Annotated in this window: 18 protein-coding genes and 1 tRNA gene; 9 read left to right on the plus strand and 10 right to left on the minus strand. The window is 71.5% G+C overall.

Going from position 1 to position 18,660, the window contains the following annotated elements:
- Window positions 1-18: 18 nt before the first annotated feature.
- The 3 genes from phoR to BLV01_RS06460 all read right to left on the minus strand — a co-directional run bounded on the left by phoR (window position 19) and on the right by BLV01_RS06460 (window position 4,342).
- Window positions 19-1,371, minus strand: coding sequence for a phosphate regulon sensor histidine kinase PhoR (gene phoR / locus BLV01_RS06450; RefSeq protein WP_091795586.1), 1,353 nt, complete (start codon window positions 1,369-1,371; stop codon window positions 19-21).
- A gap of 9 nt (window positions 1,372-1,380) precedes the next feature.
- Window positions 1,381-2,088, minus strand: coding sequence for a phosphate regulon transcriptional regulator PhoB (gene phoB, locus BLV01_RS06455; RefSeq protein ID WP_057946945.1), 708 nt, complete (start codon window positions 2,086-2,088; stop codon window positions 1,381-1,383).
- Between the two features lie 616 nt (window positions 2,089-2,704).
- The gene (locus BLV01_RS06460; RefSeq protein WP_175485801.1) at window positions 2,705-4,342 is read right to left on the minus strand and encodes a M48 family metalloprotease; all 1,638 of its coding nucleotides are present in this window, start codon (window positions 4,340-4,342) and stop codon (window positions 2,705-2,707) included.
- A 300-nt stretch (window positions 4,343-4,642) separates the two neighbouring features.
- Here BLV01_RS06460 and grxC point away from each other — a divergent pair, with 300 nt between their 5' ends.
- From grxC to BLV01_RS06485, 5 genes are all read left to right on the plus strand, one after another.
- Window positions 4,643-4,930 carry a glutaredoxin 3 gene (gene grxC / locus BLV01_RS06465; RefSeq protein ID WP_091795589.1) on the plus strand — a complete coding sequence of 96 codons (288 nt, stop codon included), beginning with the start codon at window positions 4,643-4,645 and terminating at the stop codon, window positions 4,928-4,930.
- Complete coding sequence (locus tag BLV01_RS06470; protein WP_074863356.1) at window positions 4,927-5,328, plus strand: carboxymuconolactone decarboxylase family protein; 402 nt, start codon at window positions 4,927-4,929, stop codon at window positions 5,326-5,328. Before grxC ends, BLV01_RS06470 begins: the two co-directional genes overlap by 4 nt.
- Window positions 5,329-5,679: 351 nt before the next feature.
- Window positions 5,680-6,693, plus strand: a complete 1,014-nt coding sequence (locus tag BLV01_RS06475; protein ID WP_091795592.1) for an isocitrate dehydrogenase — start codon at window positions 5,680-5,682, stop codon at window positions 6,691-6,693.
- 245 nt (window positions 6,694-6,938) lie between these two features.
- Window positions 6,939-7,175, plus strand: a complete 237-nt coding sequence (locus tag BLV01_RS06480; protein WP_091795595.1) for a hypothetical protein — start codon at window positions 6,939-6,941, stop codon at window positions 7,173-7,175.
- 440 nt (window positions 7,176-7,615) lie between these two features.
- Window positions 7,616-8,962: a Na+/H+ antiporter NhaC family protein gene (locus tag BLV01_RS06485; protein WP_091795598.1), complete on the plus strand. Its 1,347-nt coding sequence runs from the start codon at window positions 7,616-7,618 to the stop codon at window positions 8,960-8,962.
- Between the two features lie 43 nt (window positions 8,963-9,005).
- Here the strand turns inward: BLV01_RS06485 and BLV01_RS06490 are convergent, their stop codons facing one another.
- The 3 genes from BLV01_RS06490 to gloB all read right to left on the minus strand — a co-directional run bounded on the left by BLV01_RS06490 (window position 9,006) and on the right by gloB (window position 12,512).
- A complete protein-coding gene (locus BLV01_RS06490; RefSeq protein ID WP_091795601.1) occupies window positions 9,006-10,124 on the minus strand; it encodes an acyltransferase family protein in 1,119 nt (372 codons plus the stop codon).
- Between the two features lie 121 nt (window positions 10,125-10,245).
- Window positions 10,246-11,733, minus strand: coding sequence for a LysM peptidoglycan-binding domain-containing protein (locus BLV01_RS26165; protein WP_091795604.1), 1,488 nt, complete (start codon window positions 11,731-11,733; stop codon window positions 10,246-10,248).
- Entirely contained in the window at window positions 11,730-12,512 is a 783-nt protein-coding gene (gene gloB, locus BLV01_RS06500) for a hydroxyacylglutathione hydrolase (RefSeq protein ID WP_091795607.1), read from the minus strand. Before gloB ends, BLV01_RS26165 begins: the two co-directional genes overlap by 4 nt.
- Before the next feature lie 156 nt (window positions 12,513-12,668).
- On the opposite strand from gloB, the gene BLV01_RS06505 reads away from it, so the two are divergent.
- The 3 genes from BLV01_RS06505 to dnaQ all read left to right on the plus strand — a co-directional run bounded on the left by BLV01_RS06505 (window position 12,669) and on the right by dnaQ (window position 14,852).
- Window positions 12,669-13,418: a methyltransferase domain-containing protein gene (locus BLV01_RS06505; protein WP_091795610.1), complete on the plus strand. Its 750-nt coding sequence runs from the start codon at window positions 12,669-12,671 to the stop codon at window positions 13,416-13,418.
- Window positions 13,419-13,569: 151 nt separating this feature from the next.
- Window positions 13,570-14,010 (plus strand): ribonuclease HI, encoded by a 441-nt coding sequence (gene rnhA / locus BLV01_RS06510; RefSeq protein WP_091795904.1) that lies wholly within the window; start codon window positions 13,570-13,572, stop codon window positions 14,008-14,010.
- A 107-nt stretch (window positions 14,011-14,117) separates the two neighbouring features.
- Complete coding sequence (gene dnaQ, locus BLV01_RS06515; RefSeq protein WP_091795613.1) at window positions 14,118-14,852, plus strand: DNA polymerase III subunit epsilon; 735 nt, start codon at window positions 14,118-14,120, stop codon at window positions 14,850-14,852.
- A 288-nt stretch (window positions 14,853-15,140) separates the two neighbouring features.
- On the opposite strand, the gene BLV01_RS06520 is transcribed toward dnaQ, so the two are convergent.
- The gene (locus BLV01_RS06520; RefSeq protein ID WP_091795616.1) at window positions 15,141-15,845 is read right to left on the minus strand and encodes a PP2C family protein-serine/threonine phosphatase; all 705 of its coding nucleotides are present in this window, start codon (window positions 15,843-15,845) and stop codon (window positions 15,141-15,143) included.
- 380 nt (window positions 15,846-16,225) lie between these two features.
- Window positions 16,226-16,316, minus strand: a tRNA-Ser gene (locus BLV01_RS06525).
- 177 nt (window positions 16,317-16,493) lie between these two features.
- On the opposite strand from BLV01_RS06525, the gene BLV01_RS06530 reads away from it, so the two are divergent.
- Window positions 16,494-16,898, plus strand: coding sequence for a DUF6165 family protein (locus BLV01_RS06530; protein WP_091795619.1), 405 nt, complete (start codon window positions 16,494-16,496; stop codon window positions 16,896-16,898).
- A 49-nt stretch (window positions 16,899-16,947) separates the two neighbouring features.
- Here BLV01_RS06530 and BLV01_RS06535 read toward each other — a convergent pair whose 3' ends face one another.
- Entirely contained in the window at window positions 16,948-17,502 is a 555-nt protein-coding gene (locus BLV01_RS06535) for an NADAR family protein (RefSeq protein ID WP_091795623.1), read from the minus strand.
- Between the two features lie 49 nt (window positions 17,503-17,551).
- Window positions 17,552-18,613, minus strand: a complete 1,062-nt coding sequence (locus BLV01_RS06540; RefSeq protein ID WP_254782540.1) for a glycosyltransferase family 9 protein — start codon at window positions 18,611-18,613, stop codon at window positions 17,552-17,554.
- Window positions 18,614-18,660: the final 47 nt, after the last annotated feature.

The following is an 18,660-nucleotide window of genomic DNA, read 5'->3' on the forward strand; positions in this document are numbered from 1 at the left end:
GGGTTGCGCTTCGCCCGGTCAGGGCAATGCGTCGGGAAGAAGGGTATCGGCGCCGTACTGGTCGCGGCGGCGCATGCGTTCGGGGATGAAGTGGCAGGCGAAGGTGCTGCCGCGGCCGACTTCGCTGGCGATCTCCAGCCGCGCCTGGTGCAGGTGCAGCACGTGCTTGACGATCGACAGCCCGAGGCCCGTGCCGCCGCTCTCGCGCGAACGGCTGGTGGAGACGCGGTAGAAGCGTTCGGTGATGCGCGGCAGGTGGGCGGCCGGGATGCCGTAGCCGCTGTCGACGACTTCCAGCACGCAGCCGCGGGCGATGCCGGCGCTTTCGGGGCGGAAGCGGATGCGGATGGTGCCGCCGGCCGGGGTGTAGCGGATCGCGTTGCTGACCAGGTTCGAGAACGCGCTGTGCAGTTCCTTATTCGAGCCGAACAGGTCGACCCCGGCGAGGTCGTCCATCGCGATCTCGTGCCGCCCCTGGCTCAGCGCATTGGCCTCGCGCTTGAGCGTGGCCATCATCGAGGACATCGACACGGTCTCCTCGGCCGGCAGGCTGTCCTGCGATTCCAGCCGCGACAGCGTCAGCAGGTCCTCGACCAGTTGGGTCATGCGCTGCGACTGGCGCTGCATCTCGGCCAGCATCGGCGCCCAGTCCGGGTGTTCCTCCGGGTCGAGCATGTCCAGGTAGCCGTGGACCACGGTCAGCGGCGTGCGCAGCTCGTGCGAGACGTTGGCGACGAAGTCGCGGCGCATCTGTTCGAGCTGGAGCACGCGGCTGACGTCGCGGGCGACCAGCAGCCACAGGTTTTCCGAGTACGGGATCAGGCGCAGGCTCAGGGTCACCGCCGGATTCCACGGCGAGGCCGCTTCCAGCGGCTCGGCGTTGCGGCCGGAGGCGAGCCAGTGCGAGAGCTGCAGCGGTTGCAGGCGGTCGACCACCGGCGCGCCGATGTCGCGCGGGTAACGCAGCCCGAACAGGCCGGTGGCGGCTTCGTTGAACCACTGGATGCGCTGGCTGTTGCGCTCCACCACCACGATCGCGTCGGGCATCGCCGCCGCGGCGGCGCGGTAGGCGCGCAGCATTTCGATCAGCCGGCGCTTGCGCCCGCGCATCTCGGCCTGGCTGCGGTGCAGCAGCCGGTCGAGTTCGTTCCAGATGCCTTCGCCCAGCGGCGGGGTCAGGCGTTGGCGCGCGGTCAGCCGGATCAGCACCCGGCGCAGCCGCCAGTAGTGCCAGGCGACCACGCCGATCGCGGCGGCGGTGACGATCGGCCAGGGATAGCCGACCAGGATGCCGAGTACGGCGGCGCCGACCAGGATCAGCGCGAGCTGACCGAGGGTGCGGAACCAGGCGGAGCGCGCGCGGGGCGGCATACCTCCAGCTTACGCGGCGAGCGAGGCGGAGAAGCGGTAGCCCGCTCCGCGCACGGTCTGGACCATGCCGTCGAGCCGGTGCGGCTCCAGCGTCTTGCGCAGGCGGCGGATGTGCACGTCGACGGTGCGCTCCTCCACGTACACGCTGCCGCCCCAGACATGGTCGAGCAGCTGGGTGCGCGAATACACGCGTTCGGGGTGGGTCATGAAGAAGTGCAGCAGGCGGTATTCGGTCGGGCCGATCTGGACCGGCTGGTCGCCGCCGTCGACCTGGGCGAACACCCGGTGGGCGGCGCCGTCGATGCGCAGCGGGCCGACGCCGACGCTGCCGTCTTCGTCGTCCTCGCGCGAACGGCGCAGCACGGCGCGGATGCGGGCCAGCAGCTCGCGCGCCGAGAACGGCTTGACGACGTAGTCGTCGACGCCGGCTTCCAGGCCGCCGACGCGGTCGTTCTCTTCGCCGCGCGCGGTCAGCATGATGATCGGAATCTCACGCGTCAGCGATTCCTTGCGCCAGCGCCGGGCCAGCTCCAGACCGCTGGTGCCCGGGAGCATCCAGTCCAGCAGGATCAGGTCCGGCACGCGATCGGCGATCGCGGCCTGGGCTTCGCGGGCGTCGCCGGCGTGGACGGGATCGTATTCGCCCTTGCGCAGGGCAAAGGACACCATGTCGCGGATGGCGGGTTCGTCTTCGACTATCAGGATGCGCTTCTGCACACGGTCACCGAGGGGAGGCGGGGTAGGGGTTCTTCCCTGAAACCGCGCCAGTACACTACCGTTTTATGACGCGTCCATGACACGGGACGGGCGGCATTGTGGACCCGGCGTTGTCGGCCGGATGTGCACGGTCGGCCGGAATGCTCCAATCGGGACGGTAACTTGCGACGCGCGCTGCGATTTCGGCGGCGTTGCGCGCGCGATCGGCGCCGTCGGCGCGATCGCCTAGTTTGGCGGGCAGGTTACATCGCGATGGCAATGCGGCGGCGTCCGGACGACGGTTCGGCGCCGTCCGGCGGGGCCGGTCCTGCGGGCTGGGCGATCGGTCGGGCGATGGCGACGCGCCGGTTTCGCCGCCGGCGCGGCGAGCGGAACAGGGGCGTCCTGGGTATAGACGCAACGGCGACGCCGATCCCCTCGATTGGGTGATCCGGGAAGTGAATTCGTTCAGGTAGCTGGCGGGCGGGATGGGGCGTGGTCCCGTCCCGGGCATGCGGCAGCGAGTGGGACGGGCGCGTGGTCGGCCCGGCCCCGGCCCCGGCGCGAAGCGGGGCGGTCGTCCGGCCGTGGAGGGCGCCCGCCGGCCGGTCGCGGCCGCGGGGCGCCGCAGCGGCGCCTACTGCCGCCGCAGGTCCTCGTCGCGCACGCCCTGGCGCTTGAGCTCCAGCACCGTCGGCGTGATCGCGGCGATGCGCGCCTCGATCCGGGCGCGGGCGTAGTAGTCCAGGTCCGGCTTGCGCTTGAGGTTGTTGAGCTGGACCAGGGCCTGCTCCGGCCGGCCGCGCAGGTAGGCGGCCTCGGCGTAGGCCTCGCCGGCGCGGATCGAGTCGCCGGCGATCTCGCAGGCGCGGGCGAAGCTCTGCTGCAGCAGCGGATCGTCGGCGTAGGCGCCCAGCAGCGGCCGCAGCACCGCCTGGGCGCGCTGGCCGGCCGCGGCGGTGGCGCGGTCGTTGAGGACCTTGGCGTAGGTCAGGGCGACCGCGCGGTTGTTCGGGCTGTGCCGCAGCAGGGTCTCGAAGCGGGCGTCGGCGGCGGCGTACTTGCCGGCCTGGGCCTCGGCCTCGCCCATCGCCAGGCTCAGCCACAGCTGGCCGGGGTGCTTGTCCAGCAGCGCGGTCAGCGCCTCGGCCGCGGCGGCGGTCTGGTTGGCGCGCAGTTGCGCCAGGGCCAGCCCGTAGCGCTTGGCGTCGCTGTCCTTGCCGAGCTTCTCGTACTCGCGCACCGCATCGCGCGCCGAGTCGGCGCTGAGCACCCGCACCCGCTCGCGGGCGTAGTCGAACACGCCGGTGCCGCCGGAGCTGAGCCCCACGTCGCTGAGCTTGATCCCGCTGGGCAGCAGCGGATTGTCGGTGCCGGCCGCGTTCGGCGGCAGGCTGATCGGCGCCTTCGGGATGCGTTCGACCCGGGTCGCGTTGGGCGTGGCGGTGACCGCGGTGAGGCTGTTCCTGGCCGCGATCTGCTCGGCGCGCTCCTTGGCCTCGCTGATGCGGGTGGTGGTGACCGGGTGGGTCATCAGGTAGTCCGGCGCCTCGCCGTACCAGTTGGCCTTGTTGCTGCGCGAGGCCAGCTGCATGCGCTGGAAGAAGCCGGCCATGGCCTCGGTGTCGTAGTTGCTGCGGTACAGGGTCTGGATGCCGATGCGGTCGGCCTCGGACTCGTTGGAGCGGGTGTAGTTGATCTGGCGCTGCTGCATCAGGCCCAGGCCCGAGGTGATCGCGGCCATGGTCGCGTCGTCCTGGGAGTTGGTGCCGGCGCTTTGCGCGGCGATCACCGCGCCGAGCATCGCCAGCAGGATCGGCAACTGGTCGCGCTGGGCGCGCTCGACCCCGCGCAGCACGTGCTGCTGGGTGACGTGGGCGATTTCGTGCGAGAGCACCGCGGCGACTTCGTCCTCGCGCTCGGCGGTCAGCACCAGCCCGGAGTTGACCCCGATGTAGCCGCCCAGGGTGGCGAAGGCGTTGATCTGGCGCTCGCGCAGCATGAAGAAATTGAACGGCTGGCGCGGCTTGTCGCTGTTGGCGGCCAGGCGCGTGCCGAGGGTGTCGAGCCAGCTGTCGATCAGCGGGTCTTCGAGCAGGTAGTCGTAGTGGCGCAGCTGCGCCAGCATCATCGAGCCGTACTCGCGCTGCTTGGCCGGGGTCAGCAGCTCCGCGGCCGAGGAGCCGATGTCGGGCAGCTTGTTCTCCTGCGCCCCGGCGCAGACGCTGCCCAGGGCGAGGGTGACGGCGGCGGTGAGCAGGGCGATGCGGCGCAAGCGGGATTCCTCGGTGGCGGTGCGGGCGGATCGGGAGACGCGAGATCAGCAAATACGGGCGACGCGGGCGGACGGGGTTGCCGGCAGGATGCCGCCGCGCTGCGACGGGGGCGTGAACCTGCCGTTAATCCAGCCGCGGCCCGGACGACCGCCCGGCCACGCCACCCTGCCGCGCCGGCACGACCCGACGCAAGCGTACTGCGCCGCGACGGACTGCGTTCCACCGGCACGCTTTAAACTGCGCCGGTGCGCGTCCATATATCGACCGCAAGCCCATCCCGAAGTTTCCGGAGAACCGTTTTGAGCGACACCGCCTCCCAGACCCCGGCGCCGGCCATCGTGATCTACACCACCGCGATCTGCCCGTATTGCGTCGCCGCCAAGAACTTCCTCAAGAGCAAGGGCCAGACCTGGAGCGAGGTGCGCATCGACCTGGACCCGGCCGAGCGCGAGAAGATGGTCGCGCGCACCAAGCGCACCAGCGTGCCGCAGATCTTCATCGGCGACACCCACGTCGGCGGCTACGACGACATGATGGCGCTGCACCGCGCCGGCGGCCTGCAGCCGTTGCTGGACGGCGCGGCATGAGCGGCGCCGACGAGCAGGCGCAAAAGGACCGTGTCGCCGAGTTCACCGCGTTCCGCAAGCGCATGAACGAACGCATCCTGGCCGAGCCCAACCAGGTCGTGCGCCGCTTCTTCGCCCTGGACACCCAGACCTACCAGGCCGGCGCGCTGGACGTTAAGACCAAGGAGTTGCTGGGCCTGGTCGCGTCGCTGGTGCTGCGCTGCGACGACTGCATCAGCTACCACGTCGCCCAGTGCAAGGAAGCCGGCGTGAACCGCGACGAGATGTTCGAGACCTTCTCGGTCGGCCTGGTGGTCGGCGGCTCGATCGTGATCCCGCACCTGCGCCGCGCGGTCGATTTCCTCGACCAGCTCGAAGCCGGCGAATCGGCGGCGCCCGCGGCCCACGACCACGGCTGATCGACCCGTAGCCCCTGTAGGAGCGGCGCGAGCCGCGACCGCGCCAGGACACCTACGATGACACTCCAGCGAGCCGGCGCACTGCCGGTCTCGCGGTTCGGAAAGACGCAGGGCCCCGCGGCCCGCGTCGTGGCCGCGGTGGCGCGGTCGCGGCTTGCGCCGCTCCTACAGGGGGCGGCCGGGCTTCACCCAATCGGGCGGGTTGGCCCCGTTCACCGCCATCCGACTTAGGTCCAGTACGCCCGCGAATGCAGGCCGGGGCCGCTTCCGGCATAATTGTGCGGTTAACACCGTTCGATTCGTGCGCCGCGCCTCAGCCGGCGCCCGCCCTACTGCTGGAAGAATTCCCTCATGACGCAAACGATTACGGTCATCCGTGGCGACGGCATCGGCCCGGAGATCATGGACGCCACCCTGCACGTGCTCGACGCGATGAACGTCGGCCTGAGCTACGAGTTCGCCGACGCCGGCCTCGTCGCCCTGGAAAAGCACGGCGAGCTGCTGCCCGCGGCGACCATGGATTCGATCCGCAAGAACCGCATCGCCCTGAAGAGCCCGCTGACCACCCCGGTCGGCGAGGGCTTCAGCTCGATCAACGTCGAGCTGCGCAAGCGCTTCGACCTGTACGCCAACGTGCGTCCGGCCAAGTCGTTCCCGAACACCAAGTCGCGCTTCCCCTCGGGCGTGGACCTGATCACGGTGCGCGAGAACACCGAAGGCGCGTACATCGGCGAAGGCCAGACGCTGTCGGAAGACGGCGAGACCGCGATGCTGACCCAGAAGATCACCCGCCGCGGCTCCGAGCGCATCGTGCGCTACGCCTTCGACCTGGCCCGCAAGACCGGCCGCAAGAAGGTCACCGTGGTGCACAAGGCCAACATCCTGAAGTCGACCTCGGGCCTGTTCCTGAAGACCGCGCGCGAAGTGGCGCAGCAGTACCCCGACATCCAGTGCAACGAGATGATCGTGGACAACACCTGCATGCAGCTGGTGATGCGTCCGGAGCAGTTCGACATCATCGTCACCACCAACCTGTTCGGCGACATCATCTCCGACCTGTGCGCCGGCCTCGTCGGTGGCCTGGGCCTGGCGCCGGGCGCCAACATCGGCACCGACGCGGCGATCTTCGAAGCCGTGCACGGCTCGGCCCCGGACATCGCCGGCAAGGGCATCGCCAACCCCTGCGCGCTGCTGCTGGGCGCGGCGCAGATGCTCGACCACCTCGGCCAGCCGGACAAGGCGACCAAGCTGCGCGAAGCCATCATCGCCACGCTCGAAGCCAAGGACTCGCTGACCCCGGACCTGGGCGGCGAAGCCAACACGATGGCGTTCGCCAAGGCCATCGCCAGCCGCGCCACCGCGTAAGCCGGACCGCCGCCGCGACGATCGACCCGCGAAAGGGCGCCTTTGGGCGCCCTTTCGTGTTTGCGGCGCCGCGTTTTGCGCTGTACCGCACGCCCGTGCGGATCGCGGAGCGCTAGGCTCGCGCGGCGAGATCGGGCAGGTCGCCGTCGACTGTCCGAAGGGGCCGCGCGCATCGATGTCCGCCACCGCCGGGGAGAGCGGCGGCGACCCCGCACCCGACGGTTACGTTCGCATCGAGGAATGTCATGAAGATCAGGAAGATGAAGAGCAAGGCGCTGGGTCTGCTGGCGCTGGCGCTGCTGGGTGCCGCCGGCACCGTGGTGGCCTATCCGGCGCCGGGCACCTGCACCGCGGCCAACCAGGGCCAGCGCGTGCGCGAGTACAACTCCGACAACAGCTCGCGCATCTACATGTGCGACGAAGGCGTCTGGCAGACCTATGCGATCTGCGACAAGTACGGCCGCTGCATCGTGATCATCTGAGCCGCGCTGATCTGGGCCGTGGTGACCTGAGCCGTGGTGATCTGGGCCGCGGCGATCCGAGCGGCCTCGGCGCCGGCGCGGGCCGCGGCCGTTCGACGGGGCGCCTTCGGGCGCCCCGTTTCGTTCGCGCCCGATGCCCAGGCTGCCCCGGCCGCCCCCTCTAGCAGCGGCGCGAGCCGCGACCGCGTCATCGCGTTCACGGCGCAAGCCCGGCAGGCCCCGTCTTTCCAAGCCGCCAGACCGCTGAGCGCCGGCTCGTTGCGGTTTCCTCGCAGCTGTATTGGCGCGGTCGCGGCTCGCGCCGCTCCTACAGGGGGCGGCAGGCCCGGGATCGCCCCAGTCAGCATTTATCCCGCCACAGCATTCCACCCCGGGCACTCGACAGGAGTGTGTGCTGCACTGCAAAATCGCACGGTTTTCAAATCCATCTGGATGAAGCGATGAATGAACCGCTGCGTCCGGGCGCGCCGATCGTCCCCAGCGCCCTGGCCCTGACCCCGCTGCTGCTGTTCCTGGCGCTGTTCTTCGGCGCCGGGCTGTACTTCACCGCGCACGGCGATGCGATGGGCTTCTACCAACTGCACGCGCCGGTGGCGATCCTGCCGGCGCTGGCGCTGGCGGCGTTCATCGCCTGGCGGCGCGGAATCAAGCCGCTGGAGACGCTGCTGGAGGGCATGGGCGACCACAACGTGGTGCTGATGTGCTTGATCTTCCTGCTCGCCGGCGGTTTCGTCGAAGTGTCCAAGGCGATCGGCGCGGTCGACGCCATCGTCGCGCTCGGCGTCGGCAACGTGCATCCGGCGCTGCTGCTGCCGGCGCTGTTCGTGGTCGCCGGCTTCATCTCGCTGTCGCTGGGCACCTCGATGGGCACCATCGCCGCGGTCGCGCCGATCGCCTTGGGCGTGTCCGACGCCTCCGGCCTGGATCGCGCGCTGGTGCTCGGCGCGGTCATCGGCGGGGCGACCTTCGGCGACAACCTGTCGGTGATCTCCGACACCGCCATCGTCGCCAGCCGCACCCAGGGCTGCACGATGCGCGAGAAGTTCCGCGAGAACCTCAAGCTGGCCCTGCCGGCGGCGCTGGCGACCCTGGTGCTGCTGGGTTTCCTCGGCGAAACCGCGCCGGTGCAGACGCCCGACCCGGTCTCGCCGTGGCTGATCCTGCCGTACCTGATCGTGCTCGGCCTGGCCATCGCCGGCGTCGACGTGATCATCGTGCTGAGCCTGGGGCTGGTGATCGCGGGGCTGTTCGGGGTGTTCTTCGCCGAGGACTTCGGCTTCGCCGCCTACACCACGCATATCTGGGACGGCTTCGAGAGCATGATCGAGATCACCCTGCTGTCGCTGCTGGTCGGCGGCCTGGGCGCGCTGATGAAGGCGGCCGGCGGCCTGGCCTGGCTGGCGCAGACGATCGGCAAGTTCGCCCGCGGCCATCGCAGCCGCCGCGCCGGCGAGGTCAGCATCGCCGCGCTGTCGGCGACCACCGACGTGTTCACCGCCAACAACACGGTGGCGATCCTGATCAGCGGCGGGCTGGCGCGCGACGTGGCCCAGCAGCACGGCGTGCCGCCGGCGCGCGCGGCCAGCGTGCTCGACATCTTCGCCTGCGTGACCCAGGGCGTGCTGCCGTACGGCGCGCAGATCCTGCTGGCGGCGTCGCTGAGCAAGGTCTCGCCGCTGCAGCTGGTCGGCAACGTGCATTACAGCTGGTTGCTCGGCGCGGTGACGATCGTGGCGATGCTGTGGCCGTCGCGCAAAGCCAAGGTCGCCGAAGCCGCCGCGACCTGATCGCGGGTCGCCCGCGGCTTTGCGTCGCGGGCGCGGCGGCCGCTCAGGCCGGTTGCAATGCCGGGGCCGGTGGCAGGCGCGGAAACAAGCGCCGCTGGCCGAAGGCCAGCAGCGGTTTTTCCAGCCAGCGGTACGAGGCGAGGCTGAAGACGATGCAGGCGACGATGCAGGCGATCACCGAGGCGTCGTGCATCCACGGCGTCAGCCCGTGCCGCCAGACCCGGACCAGGGCGAAGATGATCAGTGGGTGCGACAGATACAGCGAGTAGGACGCGTCGCCCAAGGCCACCGGCAGCGCCGGCAGCCGCAATCCGCCGGGACGCCCCTCCCACGCCGCCATGCCGAGCACGAGCAAGGCGCTGACCGGACCATACAAGGCCGCGCGCAGCGCGCCGGCCGCATGCACCGACGTCAGCTCGCGCGCGACCAGGAAGCTGGCGAACAATCCCGCCGCGCCCAGCGCTGCGCACCACGGCGCCAGCGCGCGCGGCAGGCGCTGCGCGTACAGCGCGATCATCGCGCCGGCGATGAACTCCCAGGTCAGCGGGCTGGCGATCACGGTCAGCCACGGCGAGAAGTCCACCGGCGCGAGCGCGTACGCCACGCTGGTCAGCGCGCCCCAGCCCAGCAGGAACCACGCCACCCGGCGCTCGGGCACGAACGCGATGGCGAGCGCGCCGACCAGATAGAAATACAACTCGTGCACGAGCGTCCAGCCGACCGCGAGCATCGGCCCCTTCTCCTGCGGCAGCAGCAGGTACGACTTCGCGATCTGCGCGGCGTCGTACGGGAAGCCCGACACGCCGCGGCTCAGCGCGATCGCCGCGACCAGCACGCTGGTGTAGACCCAGTAAGTCGGATAGATGCGCCAGGCGCGGCGCGCCAGGAAGCGCCGCGCTTCGGTCGGCGAGCGATAGCGCCCGCGCGCCACGGTGACCATGACGAAGCCGGAAATGACGAAGAACAGATCCACGCCGCCGTAAGCGTGGCGGAAGAAGTCCGGCAGCAGGACGTGGCCCGCGCCGGCCGCGCGTTCCATGCTCGCCAGATGCATCAGCACGATCAGCAGCGCGGCGATGCCGCGCAGCGTCTGGATCGAGGAAAACACCGGCTTGGCGGCGGGCGCCGCGAGCGGCGCGGCGGATGCGTTTGCGAATCCCACGTTGCCGACGTCCTTTGCCTGAAGCCGGCGGGGAGTGTAGAGCAGGCGGCCGCCGGCCGGCCGCGTCGGGTTTGCCGGGCGCGGCGGTTCGCGCGCCCGCGTCGCCGATCGCGCTCGGCCGTTACTTGCGGCGCGGCGCCGGTGCGTCGATCAGCAGCGCTTGGCCCGGTTTGAGCACGGCTTTGGCATCCAATCCGTTGAGCTTGAGCAGATCCGCGGCGCGCACGCCGTAGCGCTTGGCGATGGTCCAGGGATTCTCGCCGCGGCCGACGGTGTGCTTGCGCGGCGCGGCCGCCTGGGCGCGCTGCGGCTTGGCCGGGCGCGCGAGCGGTTCGGCGGGGGCGTCTTCGGCCGAGCCCAGGGTCCTGGGTTCGGCGTCGCGCGCGGCGGCGGCGACGAGTTTGGCGTCGCCCCGGGCCGACTCGGCCGACTTGGGCGCGACCAGCGCGGTGGCTGCGTTCGCGGTCGCCTCGCCCGGCTTGAGCGCGGCGAGCGGCCGCGATTCGTTGCCGGCGCTCTCGCCCGGCTTGGCCGGCGCGGCGGTTTTCCCGCGGCCTTCGCTGGCCGGCAGCTCGCCCGAGGCGGTGGCCAGTTGCGGCGTGGCCGCGGCCGGTGCGCCGACCGCGGTCGCGGCCACCGCCAGCAGCGGTGCGCGGCGTCCGCCGGGGCGGCCGATGCGGCCGTCGCCGAACACCGGGTTCAGCCGCTGCAGCCAGGCCACGTCCTGATCGGTGCGCGCGGCCCATTCGCCGATGCTGTCGACGCCGTCGGGCACGGTCACCGCGGCCAGCCGCGGCACCGGCCGGTCGAGCGCGGACAGCCATTCCTCGCGGTCGTCGGCCTGCTCCATCAGGCACGACAGCGCGTGCAGCTTGCGCACGTAGGCGGTGGTGATGTCGGACAGGCCGGTCAGCTGGTCGTGGCGGGCGTCGGCGATGTTGACCCCGGCGCGCTTGATCGCGTTGAACACGCGGTACTCGCCGGCGTTGTAGGCCATCACCGCCAGGCGCCAGTCGCCGCCGAACATGCCGTGCAGGGTCTTGAGGTAACGCACCGCGGCCTGGGTCGATTCGACCGGCGACAGGCGGCCGTCGTAGCCCTCGCGCATCGGCACGCGGTGGTTGCGCGCGGTGATCGCGATCATCTGCCACAGCCCGGCCGGGCCGGCGGCGCTGCGCGCGCCGGGGCGGTAGCCGCTCTCGACGAAGGGGATCAGCGCGTATTCGGTCGGCAGGTGGTTCGCGCGCAGGGCGTCGACCACGTAACCGAACAGCGGCAGCAGGTCGTCGTCGCTGGCCGCCAGGCGTCGCGGCGCGTTGGCGAAATGCTGGCGCCAGCGGGTGCTGACCCCGGGCTCGCAGGTCTGGTCGGCGAGGCCGTCGCGGAAGCTGCGGTAGATCTCGCGGCCGTTGCGGGTCGGGCCGGCGTCGTCGGGCGCCGCGGTCGCGGCTTCGGCGGCCGCGGCGGGCAGCGCCGCCAGCCAGCACAGGCCGGCGGCGAGCGCGGCGAGCAGCGCGCGGCGCCGGGGCGCGGTTCGCGCGGCGGCGGCCGGGGGCCGATGGTCCCGCCCCGGGCGGGCCGGGGTCCGCCGATCGTGCGGCCCGCTCACGCGCGGAACCCATCCTTCCAGCGCCGCAACTCGGCGAAGGCTTCGACCTCATCGGCCGGCGCGCGGCCCAGCCGCGCGGCCAGCGCGGCGATCACCGCCGGCGCGCGGCTGCGCAGGAACGGGTTGGTCGCGCGTTCCTCGGCGAGGGTGACGGGCAGGGTCGCTAGTCCGGCGTTGCGCATGGCCTGGGCCTGTTCGATGCGGCGCTGCAGCGCCGGGTTGTCGGGGTCGACCACGCGCGCGAAGGCGGCGTTGGACAGGGTGTATTCGTGGCCGCAGCAGACCTGGGTCGGGCCGGGCAGGGCGGCCAGCCGATCCAGCGAGGCCAGCATCTGGGCGGGCGTACCTTCGAACAGGCGGCCACAGCCCAGGCTGAACAAGGTGTCGCCGGTGAACGCCAGCGGGGCGCCGTCCGGGCCGTCGTCGAGCACGTAGGCGATATGGCTGAGGGTGTGGCCAGGCACTTCCAGGACGCGCACTGCGTGCCCGGCCGCGTCGAACCGGGCGCCCTCGCCGAGCCGCTCGGTGGCCTCGGCGATGCGTTCGTCGCGCGGCGAATACACCGGGATCTGCGGCCAACGTTGCAGCAACGCCGCAGTTCCGCCGATGTGGTCGTTATGGTGGTGGGTCAGCAGGATCGCCGCCGGGACCAGGCCCTGCGCCGCTGCGGCCAGCACCGGGCCGGGTTCGCCGGGATCCACGACCAGGGCGCGGCCGTCGTCGCCGGCCAGGACCCAGATGTAGTTGTCGTTGAGGGCGGGCAGGGCGGTCAGCCGCATCGAACCGGATCTCCTGGCGCACGCGCGGCGGGGACGCCGTCGCAGTAGGCTGGGCAGCGCCGGGGCTGTCGCGCCGGCGCCGCGGTGTTTTTGCTATATCCATCGCTCGGCTCCGGACCCGCCACCACGGTCCCGGCCCCCTACCGAGACGCGACCATGCCCGCCCTGTCCCACGGACGTCAACCCGACCCCGGTCCCGGACCCGGCCCCGCGCCGGGCCAGGGCGCGGCCTTGCGCTGGTTCGGCGAGGTCTCCGGGCACGGCCTGCTGGAGGTCGAAGCCGGGGCGATGGCGCGGGTGCTCGGCGCCAGCCCGCCGCTGCCCTGGGCCTGGTTCGGAGTGGCCGCCGCGCAGCCGCCGCACGGGCGCGGCGTGGCCCTGCGCCGCAGCGTCGAGGGCTTCGACGGCGCAGTGCGCTGCCGCCTGCCGCTGCCGCTGGCCAGCGAGGCCTTCGGCGCGGTGCTGCTGCAGCACGTGTTCGACGACGGCGCCGATCCTCTGCCGTTGCTGGGCGAATGCGCGCGCATCCTCGCCCCGGGCGGGCGGCTGTGGCTGGCCACGCTCAATCCCTGGAGCCCGTACCGCCTGCGCTGGGCGCGCAGCGGCCTGCACGCGCGCGATGCCGGCCATTGGCAGGCGGCGCTGCGCAGTTCGGGCTTCGCCGCCGACCCGGTCAGCCTGCAATGGCTGGGCCCGCGCTGGCGCGCCGCCCACGGCGAGGCCGGCGGCATCGGCGCCGCCGACGTGCTGCGCGCAGGGCTGGCGCTGAGCCTGACCAAGCGCGTGCACGCGGCGATCCCGCCGACGCGGCTGCAGCAGCTGCGCTGGCAGACCGGGCTGGTCCCGCGCGACGCCGCCGCCCAGCGCGGCGCGGCTGCGCGCAAGCGCGAGGACGGCGCGGGCTAGGGCGCGCGGTCGGTCCGGCCGGCCACCGCCGCCGGCAGTCCCGCCCGCCCGGAAACCGCCGCCGCAACGTCCGGCGCCGAAACAGCGATAATGCGTCGCCGTTTTTCATGAGTGACGCTGCGTGAGCCAAACCGACCCGGGCGCCGACAAGATCGTGTCCATCCATACCGACGGTGCCTGCCTCGGCAACCCCGGCCCCGGCGGCTGGGCCGCGCTGATGCGCTACAAGGGCCACGAGCGCGAGCTGTCCGGCGGCGAGCCGGACACCACCAACAACCGGATGGAGCTGATGGGCGCGATCATGGCCCTGGAAGCGCTGACCGAACCGTGCCAGGTGGTGCTGACCACCGACTCGCAGTACGTGCGCAAGGGCATCACCGAGTGGATCGGCAACTGGGCGCGGCGCGGCTGGAAGACCGCCGGCGGCGACCCGGTCAAGAACCGCGACCTGTGGGAGCGCCTGCATTCGGCCAGCCAGCGCCATTCGATCGACTGGAAGTGGGTGAAGGGGCATTCCGGGCATCCGGAGAACGAGCGCGTGGATACGCTGGCGCGCCTGCAGGCCGAACGCCTGCGTCCGTACCGCCCCTGAGTCCTGCGCCGCGCCCGGCCTGCGCGTCGCGTCGCGCGGCTGTGCGCGACCGGCGCGTTCGCCCGCGCGGCGACGACCGCCCCACCGCCTCCGGCTAGAATCGCCCCATGCGTCAGATCATCCTGGATACCGAAACCACCGGCCTGAGCTGGGAGCGCGGCAACCGCGTGGTCGAAATCGGCTGCGTCGAGTTCGTCGAGCGCCGCCCCACCGGCCGCACCTACCACCAGTACATCAAGCCCGATTGCGACTTCGAGGCCGGCGCGCAGGAAGTCACCGGCCTGTCGCTGGAGCGGCTCGCCGGCGAGCCGCCGATGGAGCGGGTGGTCGAGGCGTTCCTGGAGTTCATCCGCGGCGCCGAGCTGATCATCCACAACGCGGCCTTCGACGTCGGCTTCCTCAACAACGAGCTGTCGATCTGCGGCGCGCAGTACGGCAAGCTCGCCGACCACGTCACCGGCATCGAAGACTCGCTGCTGATGGCGCGCCAGCGCTTCCCCGGCCAGCGCAACTCGCTCGACGCGCTGTGCAAGCGCCTGGGCGTGGACAACTCGCACCGCCAGCTGCACGGCGCGCTGCTCGACGCCCAGATCCTGGGCGAGGTCTACATCGCGCTGACCTCGGGCCAGGAGGAGATCGGCTTCGGCGATCCGGCCGCGCTGGCGGCGCAGGACGGGCGGGTCAGCGTGCAGGTCGACCTGAGCGCGCCGCGTCCGCGGGTGGTGGTGCCGGCGGCGGAACTGGCCGCGCACCAGGCGCGGCTGGAGAAGCTGCGCAAGAAGGCCGGCAAGTGCGTATGGGACCTGGTCGATCCGCCGGTCGCGGTGGCTGCGGAGGCTTGAGGCGGGCGAGGGCGGGTTTTGCCGCCTTCGGTGTCGTGGTTGCGGTGTAAGCTGCGGGCCGCTTCGATCTTGGTTTAGAGGGCGTTCGCTGCGCCTGAAACAAAAGCGTCGGGCATGAAGGCCCTCCCACAAAGGCCGCAGCCCCGTCGAGGGCGGCTGTTGTGGGAGGGCCTTCAGGCCCGATGCTTTTCGGTCCGATCGCCGCGCAATCAAGCTTGCGACGGCGTTCGCAGCGGCGCGGTCGCGGCTTGCGCCGCTCCTACAGGTAGTCCATGCGGCTGCGCGGCGTCAGTGGCTGCGCACCAGCACCACGGTGATGTTGTCCGAGCCGCCGCCGTCCAGCGCCGCGGCCACCAGCGAATCCACGCACTCCTGCGCGCTGCAGTCGTTGTGCGCCAGCACCCGCGCGATCGCGCGGTCGTCGACTTCCTCGGTCAGGCCGTCGCTGCACAGCAGCAGCTGTATGCCCGGGCGCAGTTCGCCGGTCATGGTCTCGACGTTGAGGTTGCGCGGGTCGGTCACGCCCAGGGCCTGGGTCACCACGCTGCGGTGCGGGTGGCTGCGCGCCTGCTCGTGGGTGATCACGCCGTTGGCGATGAGTTCCTGCACGTAGCTGTGGTCCTGCGAGAGCTGGGCCAGGTGGCCGTCGCGCCACAGGTAGACCCGGCTGTCGCCGACCCAGGCCACCTCGAAGCGGTTGCCGTTGATGCGCGCGGCGACCACGGTGGTGCCCATCGGCAAGGTGTCGTTGCGCCGGCGCGAGGTGCGGATGATCTCCTCGTCGGCGATGCGGATCGCCTGGGCCAGCGCCGCGCCGCCGCGCACTTCGCGCACGATCACCTCGCGCGCCAGCGCGCTGGCGACCTCGCCGTACTCGTGGCCGCCCATGCCGTCGGCGACCAGCCACAAGCCCAGCTCGCTGTCGCCGTAATAGGTGTCTTCGTTGAGTTCGCGGCGCAGGCCGACGTGCGTGAGGTGTCCGAATTCGATCATCTGCCGGTCATGCCATTCGCGTCGTCGGGATCGCCACTGAAGGGGTATACGGAATCATCGCGAGCGAGCGGCCTAGTGGCAAGGAAAGCGTGATCCCTGCTGCGCTTCATGCATGAGCGGCGATGAAGGCCGCGTGTGCGCTGCAGCCGGTTCTCGCGCGCCCGGTGTCGCACTCGCCGCAGCGAGATTCGCCTGTTGCGGCAAAACCGGCGATGAAGCGATGCGCCCGCGCGGCCTGTGTCCAGGTCCCGCTGCGGCGATGTCGGGCGCGGCGGTGGCATGGACGCATGGACGAACACCGAAGGCGATGGATCGGGCGGGCGGCGCGCAGGACGCCGGAAAACGAAACGGGCCCGCGAGGGGCCCGTTGCGTCTGTATCTGGCGGAGAGGGGGGGATTCGAACCCCCGGTACGCTATAAACGTACGCCTGATTTCGAGTCAGGTACAATCAACCGCTCTGCCACCTCTCCGGGTGCAGTCGAGCCGCGTATGTTACGGGTTGCCGCGTGCGGGAGCAAGCAGCGCGTTCGCGTTCGCGCTCCCTGCGCGCCGCCCCCGGCCGCGGCGCCCCGGCTGCGAGGGCAAAGCCGCCGCTGCGGCGCAGGGCTACACTAGCGTCCCCTCACGTTATCGAGACGGTCGCGCCCATGTCCGAAATCCTGGTCCCGGTGTCCTTCGGCGAACTGCTGGACAAGATCGCCATCCTGCAGATCAAGTCCGAGCGCATGAGCGACGAGGCCAAGCTGGCCAACGTGCGCGCCGAACTGACCGCGCTGGAGCGCACCTGGATGGCGCACCCGGCCGCCGGCGGCGACATCGTGCGCCTGCGCGCCGAGCTCAAGGCGGTCAACGAGCGGCTGTGGGTGATCGAGGACGACATCCGGGTCAAGGAAAAGCGCCAGGAGTTCGACGACGAATTCATCCGCCTGGCGCGCTCGGTCTATGTCGAGAACGACGTGCGCGCGCGGGTCAAGAAGGAGATCAACCTGGCCCTGGGCTCGACCTACGTGGAAGAGAAGTCCTACCAGGACTACGGCACCGGCCCGGTCTGAGGCCGTGGCCGACGGCGACGGCCGCGGGCCCGCGCCGCCGGCCTGAGCCTCAGCCGCGCGCCGACAGGCGCGCGCGCACGTCCATCAGCGCGAAGCCGAGCAGGTTGAGCCCGCGCCAGCGTTCCGGCCGGGTCGCGTCGGCGTGGTCGGCGGCCAGGCCGATGCCCCAGACCGCATCGACCGGGCTGGCCTCGACCAGCACCTTGCCGGCGGTGGCCTGCAGGAACTCGCCCAGCGGCGGGTGCTGGCCGAACTTGGCGAGATTGCCGGCGACCACCAGGCCGTAGCGATGCTCCCGCCAGCGGTTCTCGTCGAAGCCGGCGATCTTGCGTCCCAGCGCCTTGGCCGCGGCCGGGTCGTCGCTGGCGCGGATGCGCGCGGCGATGGCCTGGTCGCCGAACAAGCGCGCCTTGCCCGCCATCATCCAGTGCTCGGCGCTGGCGTAGCGCTCGCCGTCGATCTCGAATGCGGCCGGGTACCACTGGCTGAAGCAGCTTTTGCCGACCTCGCCGGGCCGGGCGCGGTGGCCCCAGAAGCACAGGTAGTCGAAGCGGGCGCCGGCGCTTGCGGCGGCGACGAGCGGGTCGAGCGAAAGCGGGAGCATGGGGCGGGATTCCTGTCGATCGCCCTGGCCAGGGCGCGGGGGCGGCGGCTCAGCGTCCGGGATGGTCGGCGCGGTAGCGCTCGAACGCGGCGATGCCGTCCTCGACCGCGATCAGGTCCATGACCCCGTCGTGCTCGATCTTGGTGCCCCAGGCGACCTGCGCGGCCGGTTTGCCCAGGTACTTGCGCGCGGCGTCGTCGTAGCGGTCGGCGCAGTAGCGCAGGTCGCTGTAGGGGCCGCTGCGCGCCGGGTTGCTGGCCGCGTGCAGGCCCAGCACCTTGGTGCCCATGGCGTTGGCGATGTGCATCGGGCCGGAATCCGGGGTCATCAGCAACTGGCCGCGTTCGAGCAGCGCCGGCAGTTGCTTGAGCGTGTCCTTGCCGACCAGGTCGAGCGCGCCGTGGCGCATCGCCGCGAGGATGGCGTCGGTGGTGTCGCGTTCGAGCTGGCTGCGGCCGCCGCACATCACCACCCGCCAGCCGAGCCCGGCGGCGTGGTCGGCGACCGCGGCGTAGCGCTCGGGGCGCCAGTTGCGCAGGGTGTGGCTGGAGCACGGCGAGACCAGCAGGGTCGGGGCGCCGTCCTGCGGCCACTGCGCGCGCGCCCACTCGCGGGCCTCGTCGGGCACCGGCAGGTCCCACACCACCTCGGTCTGGCGCAGGCCCAGCGGTTCGCAGAAGCTGCCGATCGCGTCGAGCACGTGGATGCCGGGCCGGTCGGGGATGCGCTCGTTGACGAACAGGCCGTGCAGGTCCTTGGAGCGCGAGCGGTCGTAGCCGATCCGCCGGGTCGCCGGGACGAACGCCGACAGCAGGTTGGCGCGCGCGGCGACCTGCATCTGCAGCAGCGCGTCGAAGCGCCCGTCCGGCAGGCCGCGCTCGCGCAGGCCGCGGCGCAGCGCGCGCATGCCGGCCCAGCCGCTTTTCTTGTCGTATTCGATGAAGTCCACGCCGTCCAGGCCTTCGAGCAGGCGGCGTTCGCCCTTGCCGATGATCCAGGCGATCGACGCCTGCGGCCGGGCCTTGCGCAGGGTGCGCACCAGCGGGACCACGTGGGTGACGTCGCCCAGCGCCGACAGGCGCAGCAGGCACAGCGTGGGGGCGGGTCGCAAAGTCGAAGCGGGCAGGGTCGATTGGTTCACGTGACTTGTTAGACTCG

This window comes from Lysobacter sp. yr284 (genome assembly GCF_900107375.1).
Lineage (GTDB): Bacteria > Pseudomonadota > Gammaproteobacteria > Xanthomonadales > Xanthomonadaceae > Lysobacter.

What these genes read in the sequence shown, in the direction of transcription:
- BLV01_RS06535 (WP_091795623.1), bottom strand. Translation starts at nt 17,502, where the DNA reads ATGCTCCCGCTTTCGCTCGACCCGCTCGTCGCCGCCGCAAGCGCCGGC.
- BLV01_RS06485 (WP_091795598.1), top strand. Translation starts at nt 7,616, where the DNA reads ATGAATGAACCGCTGCGTCCGGGCGCGCCGATCGTCCCCAGCGCCCTG.
- BLV01_RS06530 (WP_091795619.1), top strand. Translation starts at nt 16,494, where the DNA reads ATGTCCGAAATCCTGGTCCCGGTGTCCTTCGGCGAACTGCTGGACAAG.
- phoR (WP_091795586.1), bottom strand. Translation starts at nt 1,371, where the DNA reads ATGCCGCCCCGCGCGCGCTCCGCCTGGTTCCGCACCCTCGGTCAGCTC.
- dnaQ (WP_091795613.1), top strand. Translation starts at nt 14,118, where the DNA reads ATGCGTCAGATCATCCTGGATACCGAAACCACCGGCCTGAGCTGGGAG.
- gloB (WP_091795607.1), bottom strand. Translation starts at nt 12,512, where the DNA reads ATGCGGCTGACCGCCCTGCCCGCCCTCAACGACAACTACATCTGGGTC.
- BLV01_RS06475 (WP_091795592.1), top strand. Translation starts at nt 5,680, where the DNA reads ATGACGCAAACGATTACGGTCATCCGTGGCGACGGCATCGGCCCGGAG.
- BLV01_RS06480 (WP_091795595.1), top strand. Translation starts at nt 6,939, where the DNA reads ATGAAGATCAGGAAGATGAAGAGCAAGGCGCTGGGTCTGCTGGCGCTG.
- BLV01_RS06520 (WP_091795616.1), bottom strand. Translation starts at nt 15,845, where the DNA reads ATGATCGAATTCGGACACCTCACGCACGTCGGCCTGCGCCGCGAACTC.
- BLV01_RS06505 (WP_091795610.1), top strand. Translation starts at nt 12,669, where the DNA reads ATGCCCGCCCTGTCCCACGGACGTCAACCCGACCCCGGTCCCGGACCC.
- BLV01_RS06470 (WP_074863356.1), top strand. Translation starts at nt 4,927, where the DNA reads ATGAGCGGCGCCGACGAGCAGGCGCAAAAGGACCGTGTCGCCGAGTTC.